14 protein-coding genes and 1 tRNA gene are annotated in these 22,001 nt (G+C 44.6%); 10 read left to right on the plus strand and 5 right to left on the minus strand.

Going from position 1 to position 22,001, the window contains the following annotated elements:
- The first annotated feature begins 141 nt into the window (after positions 1 to 141).
- Entirely contained in the window at positions 142 to 1,686 is a 1,545-nt protein-coding gene (locus tag LT679_RS11510; RefSeq protein WP_232177735.1) for a hypothetical protein, read from the plus strand.
- Here LT679_RS11510 and LT679_RS11515 read toward each other — a convergent pair.
- Complete coding sequence (locus LT679_RS11515; RefSeq protein WP_232177736.1) at positions 1,673 to 3,223, minus strand: glycosyltransferase family protein; 1,551 nt, start codon at positions 3,221 to 3,223, stop codon at positions 1,673 to 1,675. The two genes, LT679_RS11510 and LT679_RS11515, sit on opposite strands and share 14 nt — an antisense overlap.
- 424 nt (positions 3,224 to 3,647) lie before the next feature.
- On the opposite strand from LT679_RS11515, the gene LT679_RS11520 reads away from it, so the two are divergent.
- Positions 3,648 to 3,721, plus strand: a tRNA-Pro gene (locus LT679_RS11520).
- Between the two features lie 117 nt (positions 3,722 to 3,838).
- Here the strand turns inward: LT679_RS11520 and LT679_RS11525 are convergent.
- Complete coding sequence (locus LT679_RS11525; RefSeq protein WP_232177737.1) at positions 3,839 to 4,198, minus strand: DUF7009 family protein; 360 nt, start codon at positions 4,196 to 4,198, stop codon at positions 3,839 to 3,841.
- A complete protein-coding gene (gene cobA / locus LT679_RS11530) occupies positions 4,195 to 4,950 on the minus strand; it encodes a uroporphyrinogen-III C-methyltransferase (protein WP_232177738.1) in 756 nt (251 codons plus the stop codon). The genes LT679_RS11525 and cobA overlap by 4 nt, the downstream gene beginning before the upstream one ends.
- Before the next feature lie 269 nt (positions 4,951 to 5,219).
- Between cobA and nirB the strand changes: the two genes are divergently transcribed.
- The 8 genes from nirB to LT679_RS11570 all read left to right on the plus strand — a co-directional run bounded on the left by nirB (position 5,220) and on the right by LT679_RS11570 (position 18,717).
- A complete protein-coding gene (gene nirB / locus LT679_RS11535; protein WP_232177739.1) occupies positions 5,220 to 7,706 on the plus strand; it encodes a nitrite reductase large subunit NirB in 2,487 nt (828 codons plus the stop codon).
- 31 nt (positions 7,707 to 7,737) lie between these two features.
- Entirely contained in the window at positions 7,738 to 8,088 is a 351-nt protein-coding gene (gene nirD, locus LT679_RS11540) for a nitrite reductase small subunit NirD (RefSeq protein WP_232177741.1), read from the plus strand.
- A gap of 127 nt (positions 8,089 to 8,215) precedes the next feature.
- Positions 8,216 to 9,754 (plus strand): alginate export family protein, encoded by a 1,539-nt coding sequence (locus LT679_RS11545; protein ID WP_232177742.1) that lies wholly within the window; start codon positions 8,216 to 8,218, stop codon positions 9,752 to 9,754.
- Between the two features lie 24 nt (positions 9,755 to 9,778).
- Positions 9,779 to 11,065, plus strand: coding sequence for an MFS transporter (locus LT679_RS11550; RefSeq protein ID WP_232177743.1), 1,287 nt, complete (start codon positions 9,779 to 9,781; stop codon positions 11,063 to 11,065).
- A gap of 28 nt (positions 11,066 to 11,093) precedes the next feature.
- Positions 11,094 to 14,606: a nitrate reductase gene (locus LT679_RS11555; protein ID WP_232177744.1), complete on the plus strand. Its 3,513-nt coding sequence runs from the start codon at positions 11,094 to 11,096 to the stop codon at positions 14,604 to 14,606.
- Positions 14,603 to 16,039, plus strand: a complete 1,437-nt coding sequence (locus LT679_RS11560; RefSeq protein WP_232177745.1) for a rubredoxin — start codon at positions 14,603 to 14,605, stop codon at positions 16,037 to 16,039. Before LT679_RS11555 ends, LT679_RS11560 begins: the two co-directional genes overlap by 4 nt.
- 277 nt (positions 16,040 to 16,316) lie before the next feature.
- Complete coding sequence (locus tag LT679_RS11565) at positions 16,317 to 17,672, plus strand: Gfo/Idh/MocA family protein (protein WP_232177746.1); 1,356 nt, start codon at positions 16,317 to 16,319, stop codon at positions 17,670 to 17,672.
- 10 nt (positions 17,673 to 17,682) lie between these two features.
- Complete coding sequence (locus tag LT679_RS11570; protein WP_232177747.1) at positions 17,683 to 18,717, plus strand: DUF6807 domain-containing protein; 1,035 nt, start codon at positions 17,683 to 17,685, stop codon at positions 18,715 to 18,717.
- Positions 18,718 to 18,740: 23 nt separating this feature from the next.
- Here LT679_RS11570 and LT679_RS11575 read toward each other — a convergent pair whose 3' ends face one another.
- Together LT679_RS11575 and LT679_RS11580 are read right to left on the minus strand one after the other, a co-directional pair.
- A complete protein-coding gene (locus tag LT679_RS11575) occupies positions 18,741 to 20,012 on the minus strand; it encodes a DUF1501 domain-containing protein (RefSeq protein WP_232177748.1) in 1,272 nt (423 codons plus the stop codon).
- A 15-nt stretch (positions 20,013 to 20,027) separates the two neighbouring features.
- Complete coding sequence (locus tag LT679_RS11580) at positions 20,028 to 21,926, minus strand: DUF1800 domain-containing protein (protein WP_232177749.1); 1,899 nt, start codon at positions 21,924 to 21,926, stop codon at positions 20,028 to 20,030.
- Positions 21,927 to 22,001: the final 75 nt, after the last annotated feature.

Here is a 22,001-nt window from a genome sequence, read left to right on the forward strand (position 1 = left end):
ATAATGGCGCAAATACAACTATGCCTGCCAGGCATAGTTGGGTTATATGATGGCTGAAAAAGTTTTTAAGTAATTTAGCGTTCATTTAGGTAAAGGTTAGGCTTGCTTTACAAAATTGTATATTTTAGTTATTTATACAACATGAAACCTAAACTATTTTCACTTAAAGCAAATTGGCCTTTCTTTGCATGCAGTATCTTACTTTGTTATTTACTATGCTGCTGGATTTATAAATTAGGTACCTTGCCCGGATTACACGGAGATGAGGCATGGTTTGGTTTAGATGCATGCAGCATGATGGCCAAGCCTTCAACCCGGCTTAACGGCATGAATTACTACACGGGTATCTTACAAACTTTAATAACCAAGTTCGCCTTTACTATTGCAGGCATTAGCGTTTTCAATCTCAGAATAAGCGGTGTCATTTTCAATTTATTGGGCATTTTAATAATATGCCGCGTTCTCTGGCAAAATTTATCTGCTAAACAAGCTGTTATTTTTTTACTGTTTACCAGTCAATCTGCTTTGCTTATCTGCTCTCCTAAGGTAGCTTGGGAGGTAAATACATTCACTGTACTTTTTTCCTCAATATTGTTGACAGCAATTGTCCAGCTTTTAAAAAATGAGAATTCTCCGCCAATATGGATTTTTATTTCGCTGTTTATTAGTGTACTCGGCTCTTATAACCATATTATTTTCTCTGCAGTTCCTGTTGCCTTAATGGTGGCTTTTGGAGCGGGTTACTTGCATTACAAAAGAAAAGTATATGGAAAGCTGTCTGCGTTGTTTGCTCTATCTGTAATTGACATCTCGTTACAGTTGTTATTTTTTAAGTACGGTGAAGATCAGTTAATCCCGAACTTGATGATTTATTTAACAGGGGTCAGCTTATTGCTTCTTTTTCAAACTTATCTTGTATCTACATTAAAATTTGATTTCTTAAATTCCCTTAGAATTAATATCAATAAAAAGCTTGTAGCGGCAATAGCATTCGGAATTACTATTCCATTCCTTTATTATCATGGCAAAGCATTTTTTGAGGTATTGGCCGGTTATAAAATTTACATGCAGCAATATTCTATTGAAAGCGGCAAATTGATTATTGTGTCATGCGGTTTTATAGCCAGCTCAATTGTACTTTACTTAGCAGTTAAATTACGTACTTATCTTTTTTCGGGGGTAGATAAATATTTACCGGCAATATTTATTTTAAGCTACATCGGCGTTTTCAGCTTGTACACAACATTTAATTCTTACAGGTATTACCTGGAACTAAGTTTAATATTTGCCCTGTTCATCGCGCTTACTTTTAATAATTTTAGCGATTTAGCAGTACTTAACAAGGCGTTAATTTATACACTCGCTATTTCATTAGCTATAACGCTTTACGTTCAAATAAAACTATTAAATGTAAATCACCAAAAAGCACTAACTTTCAGTATCGGAAAAGGTTATCAGGAAACCTCCGCCCATTTTATTACAAAAGGCCCGCTGGTGGAATTTTTAACCGCAAATAAAATTGACTCTTTGGTTATTTTGAACAGTCAGCCTTACTTTATTAAAATGCCTGTTGATTTTTATAAAAAAGTGAAGCCCTGGCCCGTAACACCTGGGGCAAAAGCTGTGATCATGTATCAAAGCACTGATATAAACAAGGATGGAATTTTGTGCTTTATTGCCGAGTAGAGTATTCTAATTTTTTTTCAAAAAGATATGTTTGCTGCGCTTTTAAATCAGGATTGTAGAAATTATAGATGAATAACGTAAGCTCAGGAATATTTTGATATACCTTTTTAAAACCCAAACTCCTGAGATATTCAAGTTCTTTAGGGCCAGCCACCTCGTTCGCTTTTATCAGTAAAATCTGTTTCTTATTTAATTCATTGTTTCTGTTAAATATTCCTTGTTGCCAAATGTTTACCGCACGATCTATGTGATAACCTTTACTGCTGTAGTAACTATTCTGTATAGTGCCCCAATCAATAAATGGGAAAGCTCCGCCAACCACTATTATTTCTATATGCTCTTTGTTATAACGATGGTGTATATAGTCAGCAATAGAAAATTTACCGGATGCAGCACTTGTAGTGGATATAGCATAAAGTCCCGACATATTTATTACTAAGAAGGCACAACCTACCAAAACCGTGAAACCAAGCTTTAATTTTTTATTATATGAATTCTTATACAATAAATGTATTGCCTTTTGATAAGCAATTATTAATATGAAAGGACAAAGATTTATCAACGGAAATAAAAAGCGTAACTCTTTATGAGGGATAATCGAGTGTACAAACAGGAAAGGTACACACATCCATACAATTAAATTTTTAGGATAAAAACAAACGACAAAGATAAATGATGCTAATATAAATATGCCCAACACTCCCGGAGCTCTAACTACATATACCAGATACTGGTAAAAAGGCTCAGTGCCAAAATTGCTTGCCACACCCTTAATAATATTAGCATCAAAATAGTTAAGGGCAGTAATTGTCCATTCGTTATAAAGCCAGTGGTCAATTAATATTCCTAAAAGTAACATCGATATTATTCCGGCAAACAGATTAAGGATTTTTACATGTTTTGTTTTTTTTACAAACAGTAGCCAAAACACAAGTCCGGCTATCGCTAACATTATTTGGTATCGAAATAGAGCTGCACCACCTAAAGCTAAACCTGTAACAAATGTCAGTTTTCGATCTTCGCCATATCCAGCTTTTTCAAAAATCGATAATGACAAAATCACCATCAACCCTGACAGGTTTTCAGAGGTAAATCGAATGTTCAGGTACGGCAAGAACCATAGTAAAAAAGAAATAATTACAAAAATCCCCTTCAACGAAGGTGCAATGTATTTCTTGTAGCTACTAATAAAAGCAGTTATTACATAAATTGATAGTAAGCCAGTGATAGCTCTTAGCAAAAAGGCACGATCATAACCATCATTTACTCCAAATAGATTTGCGACTTTAAAGATAACATAGCAAATAAATGGTTGAAATCCGGATCTGACTTGCGCTTCAAATTCCCATGCCAGCTTATTTTCAGTAACCAATCCGAGTTTGTAATTGGCAAATTCAATTATCTGATAATGTTCATCCTCCTGTAAATAACCAGAACTTTTACAGGCACAAAATACATAGAACACAGCAATTATAAATGGTAATAGTAAATTATAGAATTTACTATAATGAAAGATTTTGAAAAAAAAAGCAATCACATTGAAAAGATTTTAGGTTATCAATTTTAATAATAAGAATTGTATTTTTCTGGGATAGATAACAAATTTATCTTTGAATAGAACACAAGGCAAGGAACTACGACTTAAACACAGCCTCTCCACAACCCCTTCATTTATTCCGTTTCTCCTTGGCTTAATTCAGCCTAGCCTATGTAGAGCTTTATAATCAATAACACTATTAGCAACACAGCAAATCACTTCCCACAGAATTACTACTTACAATTGTAAGTTACTATTACTTCGGTTATCTTTGAAGCCGAATTTGTTTACAACTCTGTTTACTACCGATGGCTATTCGGTAAACAATGGACACAAATCACTATTTGTTTAACTCGGTATCAGATTATCGTAAGCGACACAAAACAATTGGTTATATCTTGTGATATAGCCTTTGAAAACAATTCGGGATGTAGCGTAGCCCGGTATCGCGCCAGCATGGGGTGCTGGAGGTCGGAGGTTCGAATCCTCTCATCCCGACTACAACAAAGCATGTTTGAGCGGTTTTATAACTGGCCTCGCACGCTTTTTCAAGTTATAAAGGTTTGCTGCTTTGTTTATACCCGTGTTTACCCCTTCAAGTATTAACGAATAAAATTATGCTATGGGGTCAATATTCAGCGGATTGGGATAATTGTCACTCTGGTCTTCTTCGGTGTTATCTAAGCATTGAAAGTCTTTCTCAACCAGTAAATAAAAATCAGGTGTGCGATTTTCAAAGCCAACTTTGTCGGTATTTATCCATTCGGCACGCATAGAAGCGGGCATGAACAGGGTTATTTTGTTGTTTTCAAAACTGGCCCAAAGTTCATCTGCTGCTGATATTTTTAAAGCATAAACAAGCCGGGTAGCACCAAAATCAGTTACATTTTCTAAATAACCCTCACAGCCAAAGCGTTCTACCTCTGACCGAGTGAGGCGGTAACGCAACGAGTTTCCTTTTATGCGTATTTTCATAACAATGAATTTAGATTGACCACCTGGCCTATGATAATTATAGAAGGGTAGGTTAGTTGATGTTCTTCGGCAAGGGCGGGCATATCTTTAATTAGCCCTTTAATTGATTTTTGTTGCGGAAGCGAGGCGTGCTGAATAATAGCTGCCGGGGTATCGCCCTGGTTTTCTTTAATGTAAGTGTCGGTAATAACAGGCAGCTGTTTCATACCCATATATATAGCTACAGTGGCATTGCTCTGCATAGCCAGCCGTAAATCGGCCGATAGGGTGCCATCTTTTTTAGTGCCGGTTACCATCCATACCCCTTCACTTATAGCCCGGTGGGTTAACGGAATATCTTCAAATCCAGAAGCCTGCATACTGGTAATACCCGGCACAAAAGTTGTTCGAATGCCTTGGCTGCGTGCATACATAATTTCTTCATAACCTCTGCCGAATATGAATGGGTCTCCACCTTTTAATCGTATTACCGAACCATATTCAAAAGCATATTTTTTTATCAGTCCGTTTATTTCGTCCTGCGAGGCATAGCGTTCGTACGGGCGTTTACCTACGTACACCTTTAAGCAAGATGGTTTTGTTAATTCCAGCAATTGTTGGTTGGCAAGGTTGTCATATAATATCACATCGGCCTGTTGCAATAGCCTATAACCCTTTAAAGTGATCAATTCCGGGTCGCCCGGACCTGCTCCTAATACAATAAGTTCAGGCTCAGCATAATTTTTACTAAAATTTCCACTATTTGAAATCATAAATATGACGATAATCGTATATGCGTCTAAAAATAATCACTATTTGTCAATATCAACATGATTTATCTGTTATAATATTAATAAAAATTAATATGTAACGTCATTTATTATTGCGTAAATCATAAAAATATTAAAAAAAGCCAAAATTTTATGCCTATTTTTTGAATTTTACATGGCTAATTAGTTATTATTGTTAAAATGATTTTCACTTCGGTCGCAAAAAGAAGAAAAAATCAGGTTCAGTTGCTTTAACAAATTAATTTAACCACATGAAACCCACCATTGTAGTGGTAGGAAATGGCATGGTAGGATATAAGTTTTGCGAAAAGCTTATATCTAAGTCATCGGCTTACCAAATTATCGTTTTTGGCGAAGAAACACGCCGCGCTTACGACCGCGTACATTTGAGCGAGTATTTTGCAGGTAAAACCGCCGAAGACCTATCTATGTCTTCAGCATCGTGGTATGCAGATAACGGCATACAATTGCACTTGGGCGATGCCGTTCAGGAAATCAACCTTTATCAAAAAAAGATTCATACCCAAAGCGGGCTTGTAGTAAAATACGATTACCTCGTGCTGGCCACAGGTTCAGGAGCGTTTGTGCCCGATTTGCCGGGTGTTGAAAAGCAAGGCGTATATGTATACCGCAGCATTGATGATCTTGACCATATTAAAGCCTATGCAACCAATGCCAAAAGCGGTGTAGTAATGGGCGGTGGCTTGCTGGGTTTGGAGGCTGCAAAAGCCCTTATTGATTTAGGCATCCAACAAACCCATGTAATTGAGTTTGCACCACGCTTAATGCCCCGTCAAATTGATGCGGCGGGCAGCGCTATGCTACAGTCCAAATTAGGGCAACTGGGGTTGCAAATTCATCTCAATAAAAGCACCTCAACAATTGAGGGCAATGGCCACATAACCGGTTTGCGATTTAATGATGACAGTGTACTGGAAACCGATATGCTGGTTATATCGGCTGGTATACGCCCACGCGATGAGTTGGCCCGTTTGGCTGGTTTAGAAGTAGGCACCCGTGGCGGCATTGTGGTAAACTCTCAAATGCAAACCAGTCACCCCGATGTTTTTGCTATTGGTGAATGTGCGCTGTATGAGGGCATGATATACGGCTTGGTTGCTCCCGGTTATGAAATGGCCGAGGTGGTGGCAGCCCAACTGGCCGGCACCAACAAGCTATTTAAAGGCTTTGACATGAGCACCAAGCTCAAACTAATAGGTGTAGATGTAGCCAGCTTTGGCGATGCTTTCATTAGCGAACCTGCCTGCCGCACCATTGTTTTTGAAGATACGCACAAAGGAATTTACAAACGCATCAATATAAGTAACGATGGTAAGTTATTGCTGGGCGGAATCCTTATTGGTGAAGCCGAAGCTTACAACATGTTGCTGCAAACGGTAAATAACAAAGTTGCCCTGCCCCCTAACCCTGAAGATATGATACTGGGCGCCCGTGGCGGCGAGCAAGCCGAAGGCGCAGGCGTAATGAGTTTGCCCGATGATGCGCTGATATGCTCATGCGAGGCGGTAAGCAAAGGCGATATATGCTGCTCGGTAAATGATGGCGCGCTCAGCCTCGATGCCGTGAAGAAATGTACCAAAGCCGGAACCGGTTGCGGCGGCTGCGTGCCGATGGTAAAAGACCTTATTGCAGGTACTATGAAAGCCAACGGGCAGTATGTTAAAAACGTGATTTGCGAGCATTTTGAATATTCAAGGCAAGAGTTGTTCGACCTCGTAAAAATTAACAAACTCAAAAATTACGACCTTATTCTCGATCATTATGGCAAAGGCGATGGCTGCGAGGTGTGCAAGCCGCTTGTGGCCAGTATACTGTCGAGCCTGTGGAACGATTTGGTAGTTAAGCAAGATACTATTCAGGATAGTAACGACCGCTATTTGGCCAACATACAAAAGGGCGGCACCTACTCGGTAGTGCCGCGCATACCTGGCGGTGAAATTACGCCCGAAAAGCTGATCGTTATTGGGCAAGTAGCTCAAAAATATGGCCTGTACACCAAAATTACCGGCGGACAGCGTATAGACCTCTTCGGCGCTCACGTAAGCGATCTGCCTAATATTTGGGAGGAGTTAGTGAATGCCGGTTTCGAGAGCGGCCATGCTTATGGTAAATCGTTGCGTACGGTTAAAAGTTGTGTGGGCAGCACCTGGTGCAGGTTTGGTTTACATGATAGCGTTTCATTCGCCATCGAGATTGAGGAGCGTTATAAAGGTGTTCGTTCTCCGCATAAATTAAAGGGAGGTGTAAGCGGCTGTATACGCGAGTGCGCCGAAGCGCAGGGCAAAGATTTTGGCATTATTGCCACCGAAAAAGGCTGGAATTTATATGTGTGCGGCAACGGCGGCTCCAAGCCACAGCATGCTCAGCTCCTCGCGGCGGATATTGACAGCAAAACCCTCATCCAATACCTTGACCGTTTCTTGATGTTTTACATTAAAACAGCCGACCCGCTTACCCGTACCGCAACCTGGCTTAATAAGCTCGAAGGCGGCATGAGCTACGTAAAAAACGTGGTAGTGAACGATAGCCTGGGCATAGCTACCCAGTTGGAGGAAGAAATGCAGCTACTGGTTGATAGCTTTCATTGCGAATGGAAAGAGGTGGTAAACAATCCGCAATTGCGCAAACGCTTTACCCACTTTGTAAACGCTCCAACTGAAAAAGACCCGAGCGTGAAATTTGAGAGTATGCGCCAGCAGGTAAAAGCTATCTGGTAACAATCAAAATCATCAATATAAAAACAAACACATGGAAGTATTAGCAGATATTGAGTGGGTACTGGCCTGTTACGCCGATGATGTACCCGAAAATGGCGGCGCCTGTATGAAGCACGGTGATGAGCAGATAGCAATCTATAACTTCAGTCGCCGCGGAGAGTGGTATGCCACCCAAAACCTTTGTCCGCACAAACAGCAAATGGCTTTGTCGCGCGGGATGATAGGGAGCGCAGGCGAAGGCTGTGAGCCCAAAGTGGCTTGCCCTTTCCACAAAAAAACGTTCTCATTAATATCGGGCGATTGCCTTTCGGGCGATGATTATCAGATAAAAACTTACCCCGTAAAGGTAATGGAGGGGAAGGTGTATGTGGGAATTGCTTAGTTGTACGGGTAAGAATTAGTAATACTTACGTAAGAACAGTGCTAAATAAAAAGCCCCGCCGGGAGGTCGCATTCCCGGACAGGGTTATCAGTTCTCAATTGCTTTAACAAATTAAAAAACCAAACAAATGTACAAAAATGTATCTAAACAATACAGGATTGTTCTCATTGGGTTAGGCCTTGGATTATGCGCTCAGCAGGGTAATGCACAAATTACCTTTACCGGGCAATTAAGGCCAAGGGCAGAATTGCGCGACGGATTTGGAACTTTAAAACCCAAAAACAATAAAGCTGCAGCCTTCATTTCGCAACGAATGAGGCTTATTTTCAATTACAGATCGAATCGATTAATTTTTCAAACCACGTTGCAGGATGTGCGGGTTTGGGGGCAGGATGCATCAACCATTAGCGTAAACGACGGTAACCGCCTTAGTGTGCACGAAGCCTGGGCCGAGTTGGTGTTAGCCAATAAAAACGATACATCCTTTAAATACTCGCCCGTAGATTATTTATCTTTAAAAGCAGGCCGGCAAGAGTTGGTTTATGATGATGAGCGCCTCTTGGGCAACCTCGACTGGCTGCAACAAGGCCGCAGGCACGATGCCCTGGTGCTTAAAGGTTTCAACAAAGGCTGGCAATTTGATTTAGGCGCGGCATTTAACCAAAACACTGATGCCATTAATTACAATGGCACCCTCTATACCCCGGCAAATGTACCAGCAACGGTAAAGGATAGTAATGGTAATTTAGTAAACACTCCTTCAGGAATGATTCCATTGGTGGGGAGCACAGGTAACAGCAACAAAAACGGCAGCGCGGTACTGTTAAGCCCGGCAGGCACCAATGGCGCTACGCAAAATTATAAAGCATTACAATATCTTTATATATCTAAAAAGGTTAATAAAACTAAAATATCGGGTCTGTTTTTAACCGATCAGTTTAGTAAGTATGCCATCGATTCGGTAAAGAACACTGCCGGTACCGATGTAGGTTATGTTTATGGTTACCGTTACAACCAACCAGGTGTAAACCTAAGGTACACCACAGGACTATTCATCAATCCGATATTGGGGAGTAAAAACCGATGGGCATTAACCGGTGGCTATTACTATCAGGGCGGCCGCAGCCGCGATGGTTTAAAGCAAAGCGCCTGGATGCTAAACCTTTCAGCAGCGTACAACCCAGGCAAATGGAGTTACACGGCAGGGTGGGATTATCTTTCGGGTAACGATGCCTTTTCGTCGTCAACTACCAATCACCGGTTCGACCCACTGTATGGTACACCGCATAAGTTTTGGGGGTTGATGGATTACTTCTATGCACCAACCGGTTCGCCAACGGGCGGGCTGAATAACCCGTATGCCAAAATAAAATATACATCGGCCAATAAACGGCTAAGCGCCGAGCTGGCTAATCACTACTTTCTGCTCGCGGCCGACCAAAAGGACATTACAGGTGCCGCTGTTGACCGGTATTTGGGTGCCGAGTTTGATATTACCACGGCTTACAGGCTCAATAAGTTTGCGCTGGCCAGCCTGGGCGTATCGTACATGGCCGCAACACAAAGCATGGAATACGCCAAAAACGTAACGCCCGGCACATCGGCTTTACACCCAGTGTGGGCATACGTGCAATTGAACATCACCCCCGAATTTTTAGTTAAGTAACGCTCTTAAAAATATCAACTCAAAATGGAAAATCAACTCGCCAAACTCAATATATTTACGGTTAAGGGCGTGCAAATGCGCACCTTCCATATCACATGGTTAATGTTCTTTGTTTGCTTTTTCGGCTGGTTCGGGTTGGCGCCGCTTATGCCAACCATTCGTACCGAACTGGCTTTAACCAAAGCTCAAATCGGCAATATCATGATCGGGTCAGTTGGTTCAACTATACTTGCCCGCTTAATTATAGGCCGCCTGTGCGATAGCTGGGGGCCGCGCAAAACTGCTGTGAGGCTGCTGTTGGCAGGTTCTCTGCCAGTATTTTTAGTGGGGCTGGCTAATGACTATACCACGTTTTTGTTATTTCGTATGGCTATCGGCATTATTGGGGCATCATTTGTAATTACCCAGTTTCATACCTCTATGATGTTTGCACCCGGCATAAAAGGTACGGCCAATGCGGTAACCGGCGGCTGGGGCAACTTAGGTGGGGGTGTAACCAATATGGTAATGCCGCTCATTTTTGCTGCTATAGTTGGCTTTGGTTATTCGCCTGCGCAAGCCTGGCGGTATGCCATGATAGTGCCCGGTGTCATGATGCTGTTTATTGCCTGGCTATACTATAAATACACTACCGATACGCCCAATGGCAATTACACTGAAATAGGCCATACCACCAAAAATACCAAAACGGATTGGAGCATACTGGCCGACTGGCGCGTGTGGGCGCTAACCATGGCATACGCCATGTGCTTTGGTATGGAAGTAACTTTTGATAACGTAGCCTCACTGCACTTTGTAGATACCTTTAAATTATCACAAAGCTCGGCCGGTTTTTGGGCAGGCATATTTGGTTTCATGAACATTTTTGCCCGTGCCCTGGGCGGTTGGGTGTCTGACAAGGTTGGTAAAAAATATGGCATGCGCGGTAAAGGCCTATTGCTCGCCGGTGTATTGCTACTCGAAGGTTTGGGCCTGTTACTATTTGCACAGGCGGGCACTCTGATGGCGGCTATTTCGGCCATGTTAACCTTTGCCCTGTTCCTCAAAATGTCTAATGGGGCTACTTATGGTATTGTGCCTTTTGTTAACCAAAAAAACGTGGGTTTAGTAAGCGGCATTGTTGGTGCCGGTGGCAATTTGGGCGGTATGCTGTTTGGCTTTCTGTTTAAATCGAGCACTATTACTTATGGCGAAGCATTTACTTACATAGGATATACGGTGGTAGCGGTGGCCGTAATTGTACTAATAACGCGTTTTAAGCGCGAGCCCGAAGGCGTTGCACAACCGGCAGCATCAGTTAGTATTGCTTAATTACGTCCCTTTCGGTTAAACTCAGCGCATGCAAACATCTGGAAAGCATATTCAAGCCTACACCTCAACCTGCTGTTACTGCGGTGTAGGGTGCGGTGTTATTGTGAAAAAGGAAAAAAATGGCAGTATTACCGTTGAAGGGAACAAAGATTATCCGGTAAATAAAGGCATGCTTTGCAGCAAAGGGTTAAATTTGCACTATACCGCAAACGATAAAACCGACCGCCTGCTGTACCCACAAATGCGCTATAATAAAAGCATGCCTCTGCAACGCGTAACCTGGGATGCCGCCTTAGAACGCACGGCTGCCGTTTTTAATACCTTCATTGATAAATATGGCCCTGAATCGGTAGCATTCTACGCTTCCGGACAGTGCTTAACCGAGGAATATTATGTGGTGAACAAGCTCATTAAAGGATTTATTGGCAGTAACAACATCGATACCAATTCGCGCTTATGTATGAGCAGCGCCGTAGCGGCCTATAAACTCGCTTTGGGCGAAGACACCGTTCCGGTTTGTTATGATGATATAGAACTGGCCGACTGCTTTTTGGTGACAGGTGCCAACCCGGCCTGGTGCCACCCTATTTTATGGCGCAGGGTGGAGGCCCATAAAGCAGCTAATCCACACGTAAAAATTATAGTGGTTGATCCGCGCGCTACCGACACCTGCAGCGTGGCCGACCTGCATCTGCAAATTAATCCTGGAACAGATATTGTCCTTAACCATGCCATCGGTCGCTTATTGATTGAGAACGGTGATATCGACATCGATTTCATTCGCAACCATGCCGAAGGCTTTGCCGCCTATAGCGCACTGGTTTTTAAGCGAAGCCTTGCCGAAGCCGCTCAAATTTGCGGAGTAAGCGAGTTTGATATACAGCTGGCCGCTAACTATATTGCTGAGGCCAAAGGCTTTATAACCATGTGGACCATGGGGCTTAATCAAAGCTCCGTTGGCGTAAACAAGAATTTGAGCCTTATAAACCTCAACCTTATTACCGGGCATATCGGCAAACCGGGGTCGGGGCCATTTTCATTAACTGGCCAGCCCAATGCCATGGGCGGGCGCGAGGTAGGAGGCTTATCAAACCTTTTGCCCGCTCACCGCAATCTGAATAATCCTGTGCATCGTGAGGAAGTGCAAAAATTATGGAACAGCAAACCTATCAATCCCCTGCCGGGCTTAACCGCTACCGAGATGTTCGAAGCACTGGAGAGTGGCAAGCTGAAAGCCATCTGGATTATGTGTACCAACCCGCTTACAAGTTTGCCAAATGCACGGCAGGCCGAGCAAGCGCTCAAAAAGGCAAAGTTCGTGGTTGTGCAGGAAATAAGCAATAAGCCCGAAACCATAGCTTATGCTGACGTAATACTACCTGCCGCCGCCTGGGCTGAAAAAGAGGGCACCATGACCAATTCTGAACGGCGCATCAGCTACCTGAACAAGGTAACCGAACCACCCTGCGAAGCCCTGCCCGATGCCGAAATTATTTGTCGCTTTGCACAAAAAATGGGTTACAAGGGTTTTGATTTTAAGGATGCCGCCGCCATTTATGCCGAACATGTAAAGCTAACGGCAAATACCAATATTGAGGCTACAGGCGTAAGTTATGAAGTATTGAAAGAACAAAAATCGGTACAATGGCCGTTTAATAAACGCAACCGTAAAGTGGGTACACCACGGTTGTTTACCGATAAAAAGTTCTATACCCCATCAGGTAAAGCTATCATTCATGCTGTACCCGATACCCTGAACAGCGAACTACCTGATTCAGATTATCCTTTCATTCTTACTACCGGCCGCATACGCGACCAATGGCACACCATGAGCAAAACCGGTAAGGTAAATAAGCTCAATCAACACATCAAAGAGTCATTTGTTGAAGTTAACCCGCACGATGCACTCGCCTTGCAGGTAAACGATGGTGATGTAATGTTGGTAAGATCCCGAAGGGGCGAAGTGCAGGTAAAAGCCAAAGTGACTTCAACCATAAAGCAGGGTGTACTATTTATACCTATGCACTGGGGTAAACTATTAGGTAACGATTTGCACCGGGTTAATAATTTAACTAATGATGTACTCGATCCGATATCAAAGGAACCAGATTTTAAATACTGTGCGGTAAGCATTCAAAAGTATGAAAAGCCTTTTCAGCGCATTGTAATTATCGGAGCCGGAGCCGGCGCTTACGGATTCATAAAATCGTACCGTGAGTTAAACGCGCGCGACCGCATTACCGTTTTTAGCAAGGAAGACTTTCCGTTTTATAACCGGGTGATGCTACCCGATTACATAAGCGGCGAGCAGCAATGGGAGCAGCTCATTAAAATGAAAGACGAGGAAGAGCCTCAATACAAAATAAACCTGTTACGCGGCGTAAGTGTAGAAAAGGTAAACCGGCAAAAAAAGCAGGTAACCGATTCGCGAGGTATTGTTACGCCGTACGATATATTAATAATGGCAACCGGCAGTCGAGCGGCTGTTCCGCGTAATGTCCCTGCGTTACCTGGTATTTTCTCCATGCGCAGCCGTACCGATGCCGACAATTTTAAAAGGCATTTGCCAAAAAACGGGCACGTGGTTATAGTAGGCGGTGGTTTGCTGGGGCTGGAAATGGCGGCATCGCTGCGTGAGATAGGCATAAAAATTACTATCATTCAGCGTACCTCCGCCTTTTTAAACCGGCAGTTGGATGCTCTGGGTAGCCAACTGTTGCACGAAGAAATGGTTGATCAGGGCTGCGATATTTATTATAACGATGAGGTGCAACTGTATTACGGGCGTAACAAGCTTACAGGCGTTGGGCTGGCAAGCGGCCGTAAAATAAACTGCGATGCCATGATTATTGCCATCGGTACATCGCCCAACCTTGAGCTGGCCCGCGATTGCGGACTGGAATGCAAGCGTGGTGTTGTAGTAAACGAGCGCCTGCAAACCAGCGATCCCGATATTTATGCCATTGGCGAAATTGCCGAATTTAACGGCACACTTTATGGCATTACCGCTGCCGCCGAGCAGCAGGCTGCCGTTGTTGCCGCTTACATGAACGGCGACGTAGGCAGCTATTACAAGGGTAGCATATTTATGAATATTATTAAAATTCATGGGTTTGACCTGTGCAGTATTGGCCTGCCTGAATGCCCCGACGACCCGGAATATGAAGAAGTGGTGTTTATTGATAAAGCCAAACGCTATTACAAAAAATGCATCATTCATCAAGACAAGTTGGTGGGCACTATTCTTATTGGCGATAAAAGTGAGTTACTGGAGTTTAAAGAACTTATAGCCAATAAAACCGAGCTAAGCGAAAAACGCCTGCAACTGCTACGCAGCGGCGGCAAGGCCAACCCGGTACTGGGTAAACTGGTGTGCAGCTGTAATAACATCGGCAGCCAAAATATCATCAATAAAATAAACGAGGGCTGCGATAACATGACGGCCTTGTGTTCAGCATCAGGTGCGGGTATGGGTTGCGGATCTTGCAGGCCCGAGGTGAAGCGTTTGTTAGAAGAAGAACTTAAAAAGATAACCGCATGAGCACGCAGCACGTAGTTAAAATAAACCTCCCGGGCGGCTATGTATCGGCAGGCGATTTGTATGAAATGCTGGCAGTAGCCGAAGATGCAGGCGCCGTTGATGTGCGTTTTGGCAACCGTCAGCAACTGTATTTTACAGTTGATAGCGCCATGCTTGAAGACATGGAAACCGATATGCTACGCGCCGGAATTGATTTCGAGTTGGATGCCGAAAATTACCCAAACATCATCAGCTCGTATGTGTGCGATAGCATTTTTTCGCAGGAGAGCTGGCTGCGCGAGGGCGTGTACCGCGATATTTTCGACTTATTTAATTACAAGCCGCGGCTAAAAATCAATGTTGTAGACAGGCATCAAACCTTTGTGTCCTTCTTTAGCGGTAATTTTAACTTCATTAGTTCGGAGGTAAGCAATTACTGGTATTGGTATATCCGCTTTCCTAAAACAAGCAAGTTTTACTGCTGGCCGGCGCTTATTTACTCGGAAGATATACCGCTGGTAAGTCAACAAGCCGAAAAGCTGATATTCGAAAACAAAAGCTTATTTTATGATAAAGCCCATGCCGATGAGCAGCTGTTTTACATAATGCTATCAAAGCTGCTTGAGGTATCAACCCAAGCCATAACTGAGCCGCTGCAATTACCAGATTTTTATTTGCCCTATTACGAGGGTTTTAATAAGTATACAAACAAATATTGGCTGGGTATATATCGCCGCAACGAGTTGTTTTCTATCAGCTTTTTAAAGGATGTTTGCAGCCTGTGTATACAAAACAGGATAGGCCAAATATACACCACGCCCTGGAAATCCATCATCATTAAAAGCATCGAAACCAACCAACGCGCTGATTGGGGGCTTATGCTTGACAAATACCGCCTCAACATCAAGCATGCCGCAAACGAACTTAACTGGCAAATTGAAGACCTCTGCGCCGAAGGCCTTGTGTTAAAGCAACAGTTGGTACGCGAGTTCGAGGAAGCCGACCTGCGTACGTACCGCTTGAGCTTTGTGATAAAAACAAGGCCCAAAACCGGGCTCATGGGTTCAGTGGTTATTAAAGTTAATCCATTGGGTACTTTTGAATTGTTGCATACGCCTAACTTCAATCCAAACTCAAAGGTTTACATTAGCTGCAAAAAGAGGGTTACGCGCGGCCGCCTGACCGAAGAATTAGCAGCAATTTGCAACACCTTTTACGAAAACAAATTAAAGAGTGCAACTAAGGTGGAGGCTGCTGAGGATGATGAAAAAACCGAGGTGTTATCTACTCAAGATATTTTTAGTTGCAAGCATTGTAAAACATTATATGACCCCCGGTATGGAGATGAACTAAATGGCATATCTGTTGGGACAAGGTTTGACCAGATAACCAACGCCTACACATGTTCCGTATGCTCGGCTTCAAAATCTGCTTTTGAAAAGGTAGAGGCCTAACGGTTTGGTTTTAGTTGTTAGTTAAAGTACCATTTTGCATTTACCTTATAGTCCACTAATTATCGTATGTAATTTCAGCTTAAATTGAATGTACCCATTCAGTGCCGGATTTTTCTTATTAGTACTGCGTAACATCAACCAATAGCCATGAAAACTTCATGTAATATTTTTATGGCGGATATAGCTTTTTTGCGAATTTAACTGATATTTGAAAAGAGCGGCCGCCGTCTTTCGCGACTGTTAAACCAATTTGTACCTATTACTTGATCCTTAACCTATGGAAAAATCCCGTCGTAACTTTATCAGGCAGGCTTCATTGGCCGGTGCCGGCATCTTAATCAGCAAAACAGGGTGGACCGCCAAAAGCTATAAACGCATTATCGGCGCTAATGATCGTGTTCGCGTGGGCGTGGTAGGCTTTGCCGACAGGCACCGCAGCTCGCACATCCCGGCTTTTATGAATCACTACAAAGAACTCAACTTTGAAGTGGTTGCCGTGTCAGACATCTGGAACAAACGCCGTGAAGAAGGCGCCGCCATCTGGAAGCAAAAAATGCAGAACGATGTAAAGGCCTACCGCAACAACGAGGAAATGTATAACGCCAAGGTGGTTGACGCGGTATTCATTGCCACAGCCGATTTTCAGCATGCGCGCCATACCATTGAAGCCGTGAGGGCCGATTGCGATGCGTATGTTGAAAAACCCTTTGCCGAAACCATGGAGGATAACCGTGCCGCCCTTAAAGCCGTTAAGGAAAGTGGCAAAATAGTGCAAATAGGTTCGCAACGCCGCAGCGGTACCAACTATCATGCGGCAAATGAGTTTATCCGCTCCGGCAAATTCGGGCCGATCACTATGGTTGAGCTTACCTGGAACGTAAACCAGCCCGGCCGCTGGCGCCGTCCCGACCTGCTGCCTCAGTTAAAGGAATCGGATACCGACTGGAAGCGCTTTATTATGAACCGCCCTTACGAGGCTTTTGATCCGAGGATATACCTGGAGTACCGCCTGTTCTGGCCATACTCATCGGGCTTGCCCGGGCAGTGGATGAGCCACCAGATTGATACCGTACACTGGTTTACCGGCTTAAAGCACCCACGCAGTGTGGTGGCCAATGGCGGCATTTACCAATGGAAGGATGGCCGCCGCAACTGGGATACGCTGATGGCTGCATTTGACTATGGCCCACTGGATGATATGAGCAAAGGCTTCCAGGTAACGTTTGGATCGAGGATGCATAATGGCGATGAAAATCCGGCCGAGATCTATTACTCAAACGGCGGTGAACTTAACCTTATCACCAACAAAATATCACCAAAAGGCGGCCTGACCGAGAAAATGGCCGCTGCCATGGGCATGAAGGCTAACTTACTGCCAGAGATGGATTTAAAAAGCAGCGAAAAGGTGGTGGCATCAGCCAATACGGGTGGCGATGTTTTGACCTCAAACCACATACGTAACTGGATGGAATGTGTACGTAGCCGTAAGGAGCCCAACGCGCCGGTTGAGGCGGGTTACAGCCACTCCATTGCCAACATCATGACCACCGCTGCCGCCCACACAGGCTCAAGGGCTACGTTTGATGAGGCTAAGCAGGAAGTAATGGCTAATGGTAAAGTATTCAAATACTAAACCAGTAGCCATGAGCGTAATTAAAAAGGCCGTTTTTGGCATTGGTGCTACACTACTGTCAATAAGCGCAATGGCACAACAGGTGAGTGTTGTTCCATTGCCCGCACAAAAAAAGGTGGATGTTAAAATTAACGGCAAGCTATTCACCAGTTTTCTGTACCCGGATACGCTGGAAAAACCGGTGCTTTACCCTCTGCATACGGCCGATGGACTGGTGGTTACCCGAAGTTTTCCGCTGGATAAACGCAAAGGCGACCCGACAGATCACCCGCATCACATCGGGCTATGGTTTAATTTTGAGAATTTAAACGGGCTGGATTTTTGGAACAACAGCTACGCTATTCCGGCTGATCGTAAAAAGCAATACGGTTGGATCCGTACTGATAAGATCATCAAAGCTCAAAGCGGCAAAACCGGCGTGTTGGAGTATCATGCCAACTGGACCAATCAAGCCAAAGAGGTTATTTTAGAAGAAACTACCCGGTTTGAATTCAGTGGTTCGGCTAACCAGCGTGTGGTCGACCGCATTACTACGTTAAAAGCCGTGCAGGATGCTGCATTTAAAGATGCCAAGGACGGCCTGCTTGGTTTGCGCCTGGCACATGAACTGCAAATACCTACAAAGGAAGATCAGAAATTTACCGATGATAAAGGTATTGAAACCGTTGTAAAAGGCGGCACCGATAAGCTGGCCAACGGCAACTACCTCACCAGCGAAGGTAAAACCGGTGATGCCGCCTGGAGTACCCGCGCGGCATGGTGTAAAGTATTCGGTAAAATAGGTGCCGACTCGGTAAGTGTATCTATTATTGATCATCCTAAAAATGTGAATTACCCTACGTTTTGGCACGCCCGGGGTTACGGCCTTTTTGCGGCTAACCCGCTTGGCGAAAAGGTGTTTACCAACGGCAAGTCAGAAAAGAACCTTACGCTTAAAAAAGGCGAATCGGTAACGTTTAAATATCGTGTGGTTATCAGCAATGGCAACCAAACATTGAGCCCTGCACAGCTTAACGCCTTAGCGGCTGGTTTCGCAAAAAAATAAGTTTGTCAGGGTGATGAAAGCGCTTAGGTATTCATCACCCCAATACGGCTGCCTTTCCAATCCGGGAAAAGTACTTTGTCGTTTTTAAGGAGCAGATGCTTGTCAGCCACCTCACTGAACACGCTACGGAAATCGGTTGTAACAGCAAGGTCGCGGCCATCTTCCAGGTTTTCAACAGCCAGGGCATCTACCTTGCCATGCACTTTGCCACCTGCAACATCGTTACCCAAAATAAAGTTACATGATGCACGGCCATGATCGGTACCGCCGGTACCATTTTGGTGCACAGTGCGGCCAAATTCGGTCATGCTCATTACTACCACATCATCCTGCAAAGCACCGATATCATGCCAAAAGGCCATAATGCTATCACTCAAATCAGTTACATTGCGGGCGAAAACCCCGTTGGCTGTGCCCTGGTTAAAGTGGGTGTCCCAGCCATTTGATTCGGCAAAGGCGATCTCCAGCCCTACGTTCATCTTGATAAGCTGCGCAATTTGTTTAAGCGAGTTTCCTAATGCTGAGGTTGGATAAACCACGCCGTTTGCGGGTTTATAATTTTTTACATTGGTCTTTTGCAGCATTTTAACCGCCTCAAAACTTTCGCGCCCGGTTTGCTGCAACAAGCCCGACGCGGTTTGATCGTACAGGTCCTCAAAGCTTTTCGCTGCCAGGTTAGCGCCTGCCGGGTTGCCGCGCATCTGTATAGCAAAATCCTGCAGGCTGCTTATGGCTAATGCCGGGTTATCGCCGTAAAATGAGCGTGGCATGGCAGAGGTAAGGCTTACCGCCGTAAAAGGCGTAGCAGCATCATGCCCCAGCAAACCCGCGGCACGGTTGAGCCAGCCGCTTGAGGTACTTTTGCTGAATGGCGTGCCCGACTCCATGTAATCCTGCGCGTCAAAATGCGAGCGGGTGGTATTAGGCGAACCTATGCCGTGCACTATGGCCAGCTGCTTATCCAAAAACGCGCGTTCAAAACTTTTCATGCCCGGGTGCAGGCCAAAGCGGCCGTCCAAATCAATTAACGAACCGTTGCCGCCGCTTTTAGCGGCCGACATAAACAGGTCGGGCCGCGCTTTTTTCAGATATTCGTCGGTAAATGGCGTTACAGCCATCAGGCCGTCCATCGCGCCGCGCTGAAATATACATACCAGCACTTTTTTGCCTTTGTACAGTTGCGATTGCTTTTCGCTTGCGGCGGCTTCCGCTATAAACGCCGGTATGCCGCCCATCAGCCCTATACCGAATAACGACAGGCCGCCTGCTTTTAAAAATCCTCTGCGTGTTAACATGGTGTTTCTCCTTAACTATCGCCGCTGGTATTCGGGCGAGCCTATAATAATGCCTGCAACCTGTGCCAGCATGGCGCTGTTGCCATTGCTCGCCTGCATTACAGCCTGGTTTTGCTTTTTGGTTTCGCGGCGAATGGTACTATCCGCCCCGGTAATGGCATCGGTAGTTTTAGGCGCAACCTTTGCCGAAGCATTGTTCACCTTAGTTACCAGTTGCGGGTCGTTCAGTAACGGCGTAAGCCGTTTAATGGTCGCTGCCGGGTCGCGCTCAGGCAATATCAGTTTACAATAAGTGGCCAGCGCCGCCTTGGCACTCTCCGGCTCATGATTATTGTTTAGCGCCTTTAAGTTAACCTTTACACCCGGTATGCGGCCCGATGTTAAAGCAAGCCCGAAGTTCATGCGGCTAAGTAACGAGCCGGTATTGATCCAGAATTGCCCCTTGTCCGGAAAGCCGGTTGGCGCCTGGTAGTAATATGCCTTCTCGCCCATTTTATTTATCCAGTTATACAGCTGGTAAGGCTGTGTTACGGTAGCATCAAGCCCACGTACCGCGCTAATGGCCAGCTCAAATGGCGATTTCGTTTTTTCGCGAACGGCATCTTTTGCCCAAAACTCGGGTGCGTTCACCATGGTGGTCAGCACCTGTTTTATATTTCCGTTGGTAGACAGAAATGTTTTGGCCATCTTATCAACCAGTGTTTGGGGCGGGTTATCGCTCACAAAACGCACGGCCAGCTTGCGCGATATAAACTTTGCGGTTGATGGATGGTGGGCGAGCATTTCCAACAACTCAACGCCTTCTTCATAACCACCCCCTGCTTTGAATTTTTTGCCTAAAACAACTTTTGCGGCATCATCGTGTTTATTGGCAGCAAACAAAAAATCGCCCTCGTGTACAAAGCCTCGTTTTTGCAACTGATCTTCGCTCAAATTAGTAAGCGCGTTTTTAGCCTGACCGCCATATTGCCCAAAAGGATAAATAGTCCACCCGGTAAGTATGCGGGCCGCCTCGGTTACATCTTTTTGTGTATAACCACCATCAACACCAAGCGTATGCAGTTCCATCACCTCACGGGCGTAGTTTTCATTTAGCCCACGGTTGTTCTTCTTTTTAGGTGGCCTTACCATCATTGCCGTAGTATCAGCGCTCATACGCTTTGGGCGCTGGTTAGTCATGCGCGGTGCCTTTTCGCCCACGCTGCTAAAATTGTCGAGGTAATAAAGCATGGCCGGGGCTTTAGCTGTTGCCAGCAGCAGATCGCCAAAGTTGCCCAAGGCGTTAGGGCGTATCACATCCCGCTCATAAGCCGGAACAAACTGCGCGCAATTGCCTTTGGTTATGGATACATTAAAGTGATTAAACCAAAACGAGGTCATCACTTCCTGTAATTGGTTATTGGTACAGGTGGCGCGCAACACTTTTTGGTTAATAAACTGTCTGAACAGTTCTCGTTCAGGCTTCAGGCCATTCTTCTCCATGTAAGCGGCAAGCGAATCGCGGTAACCTTTGCGGTCAGTTTTTACTGAATCTTTATTAAGTGAGCCATCTTTAACGGCCATGCGCAATACCTGGCCATTTTTAGGGTACTGTTTTAATACCTCTGCATTGCTCAACTTCAGCGCGTCATAATTATTCAGTAATGCCGATAGAGAATCGTCAGGCAGCCTGGCTTCCAATTGCTTGGCAAACCAGTTTTCCAGGCCCTCGTTGGCAACTTTTTCTATCTCGCCCGGTGTCGCTCCATAAGTAAACCTGCTAAGCAGATGGGCGGCGGCCTCATTTTTTGTGAGATGCGCTGCTACATATGGAAACCGGAGACTGTTAGCATCTTTCGCAGTAAAAAATGCCGCTAAAGGCATAATTAATAAAGCGGCAATTATGCCGTTGGCATATCTCATCATTGTTTTCATAGCGGTATCTGCTAACAGGATAACGTTTAAGACTGCCTGATTATCATTTGGTTTAAAAATTATTCTCAATAGATA

It is taken from the genome of Mucilaginibacter roseus, assembly GCF_021215455.1.
GTDB lineage: Bacteria > Bacteroidota > Bacteroidia > Sphingobacteriales > Sphingobacteriaceae > Mucilaginibacter > Mucilaginibacter roseus.

Coding starts and splice junctions, on each gene's coding strand:
- LT679_RS11510 (WP_232177735.1), top strand. CDS start 142: ATGAAACCTAAACTATTTTCACTTAAAGCAAATTGGCCTTTCTTTGCA.
- LT679_RS11525 (WP_232177737.1), bottom strand. CDS start 4,198: ATGAAAATACGCATAAAAGGAAACTCGTTGCGTTACCGCCTCACTCGG.
- cobA (WP_232177738.1), bottom strand. CDS start 4,950: ATGATTTCAAATAGTGGAAATTTTAGTAAAAATTATGCTGAGCCTGAA.
- nirB (WP_232177739.1), top strand. CDS start 5,220: ATGAAACCCACCATTGTAGTGGTAGGAAATGGCATGGTAGGATATAAG.
- nirD (WP_232177741.1), top strand. CDS start 7,738: ATGGAAGTATTAGCAGATATTGAGTGGGTACTGGCCTGTTACGCCGAT.
- LT679_RS11545 (WP_232177742.1), top strand. CDS start 8,216: ATGTACAAAAATGTATCTAAACAATACAGGATTGTTCTCATTGGGTTA.
- LT679_RS11550 (WP_232177743.1), top strand. CDS start 9,779: ATGGAAAATCAACTCGCCAAACTCAATATATTTACGGTTAAGGGCGTG.
- LT679_RS11555 (WP_232177744.1), top strand. CDS start 11,094: ATGCAAACATCTGGAAAGCATATTCAAGCCTACACCTCAACCTGCTGT.
- LT679_RS11560 (WP_232177745.1), top strand. CDS start 14,603: ATGAGCACGCAGCACGTAGTTAAAATAAACCTCCCGGGCGGCTATGTA.
- LT679_RS11565 (WP_232177746.1), top strand. CDS start 16,317: ATGGAAAAATCCCGTCGTAACTTTATCAGGCAGGCTTCATTGGCCGGT.
- LT679_RS11570 (WP_232177747.1), top strand. CDS start 17,683: ATGAGCGTAATTAAAAAGGCCGTTTTTGGCATTGGTGCTACACTACTG.
- LT679_RS11575 (WP_232177748.1), bottom strand. CDS start 20,012: ATGTTAACACGCAGAGGATTTTTAAAAGCAGGCGGCCTGTCGTTATTC.
- LT679_RS11580 (WP_232177749.1), bottom strand. CDS start 21,926: ATGAAAACAATGATGAGATATGCCAACGGCATAATTGCCGCTTTATTA.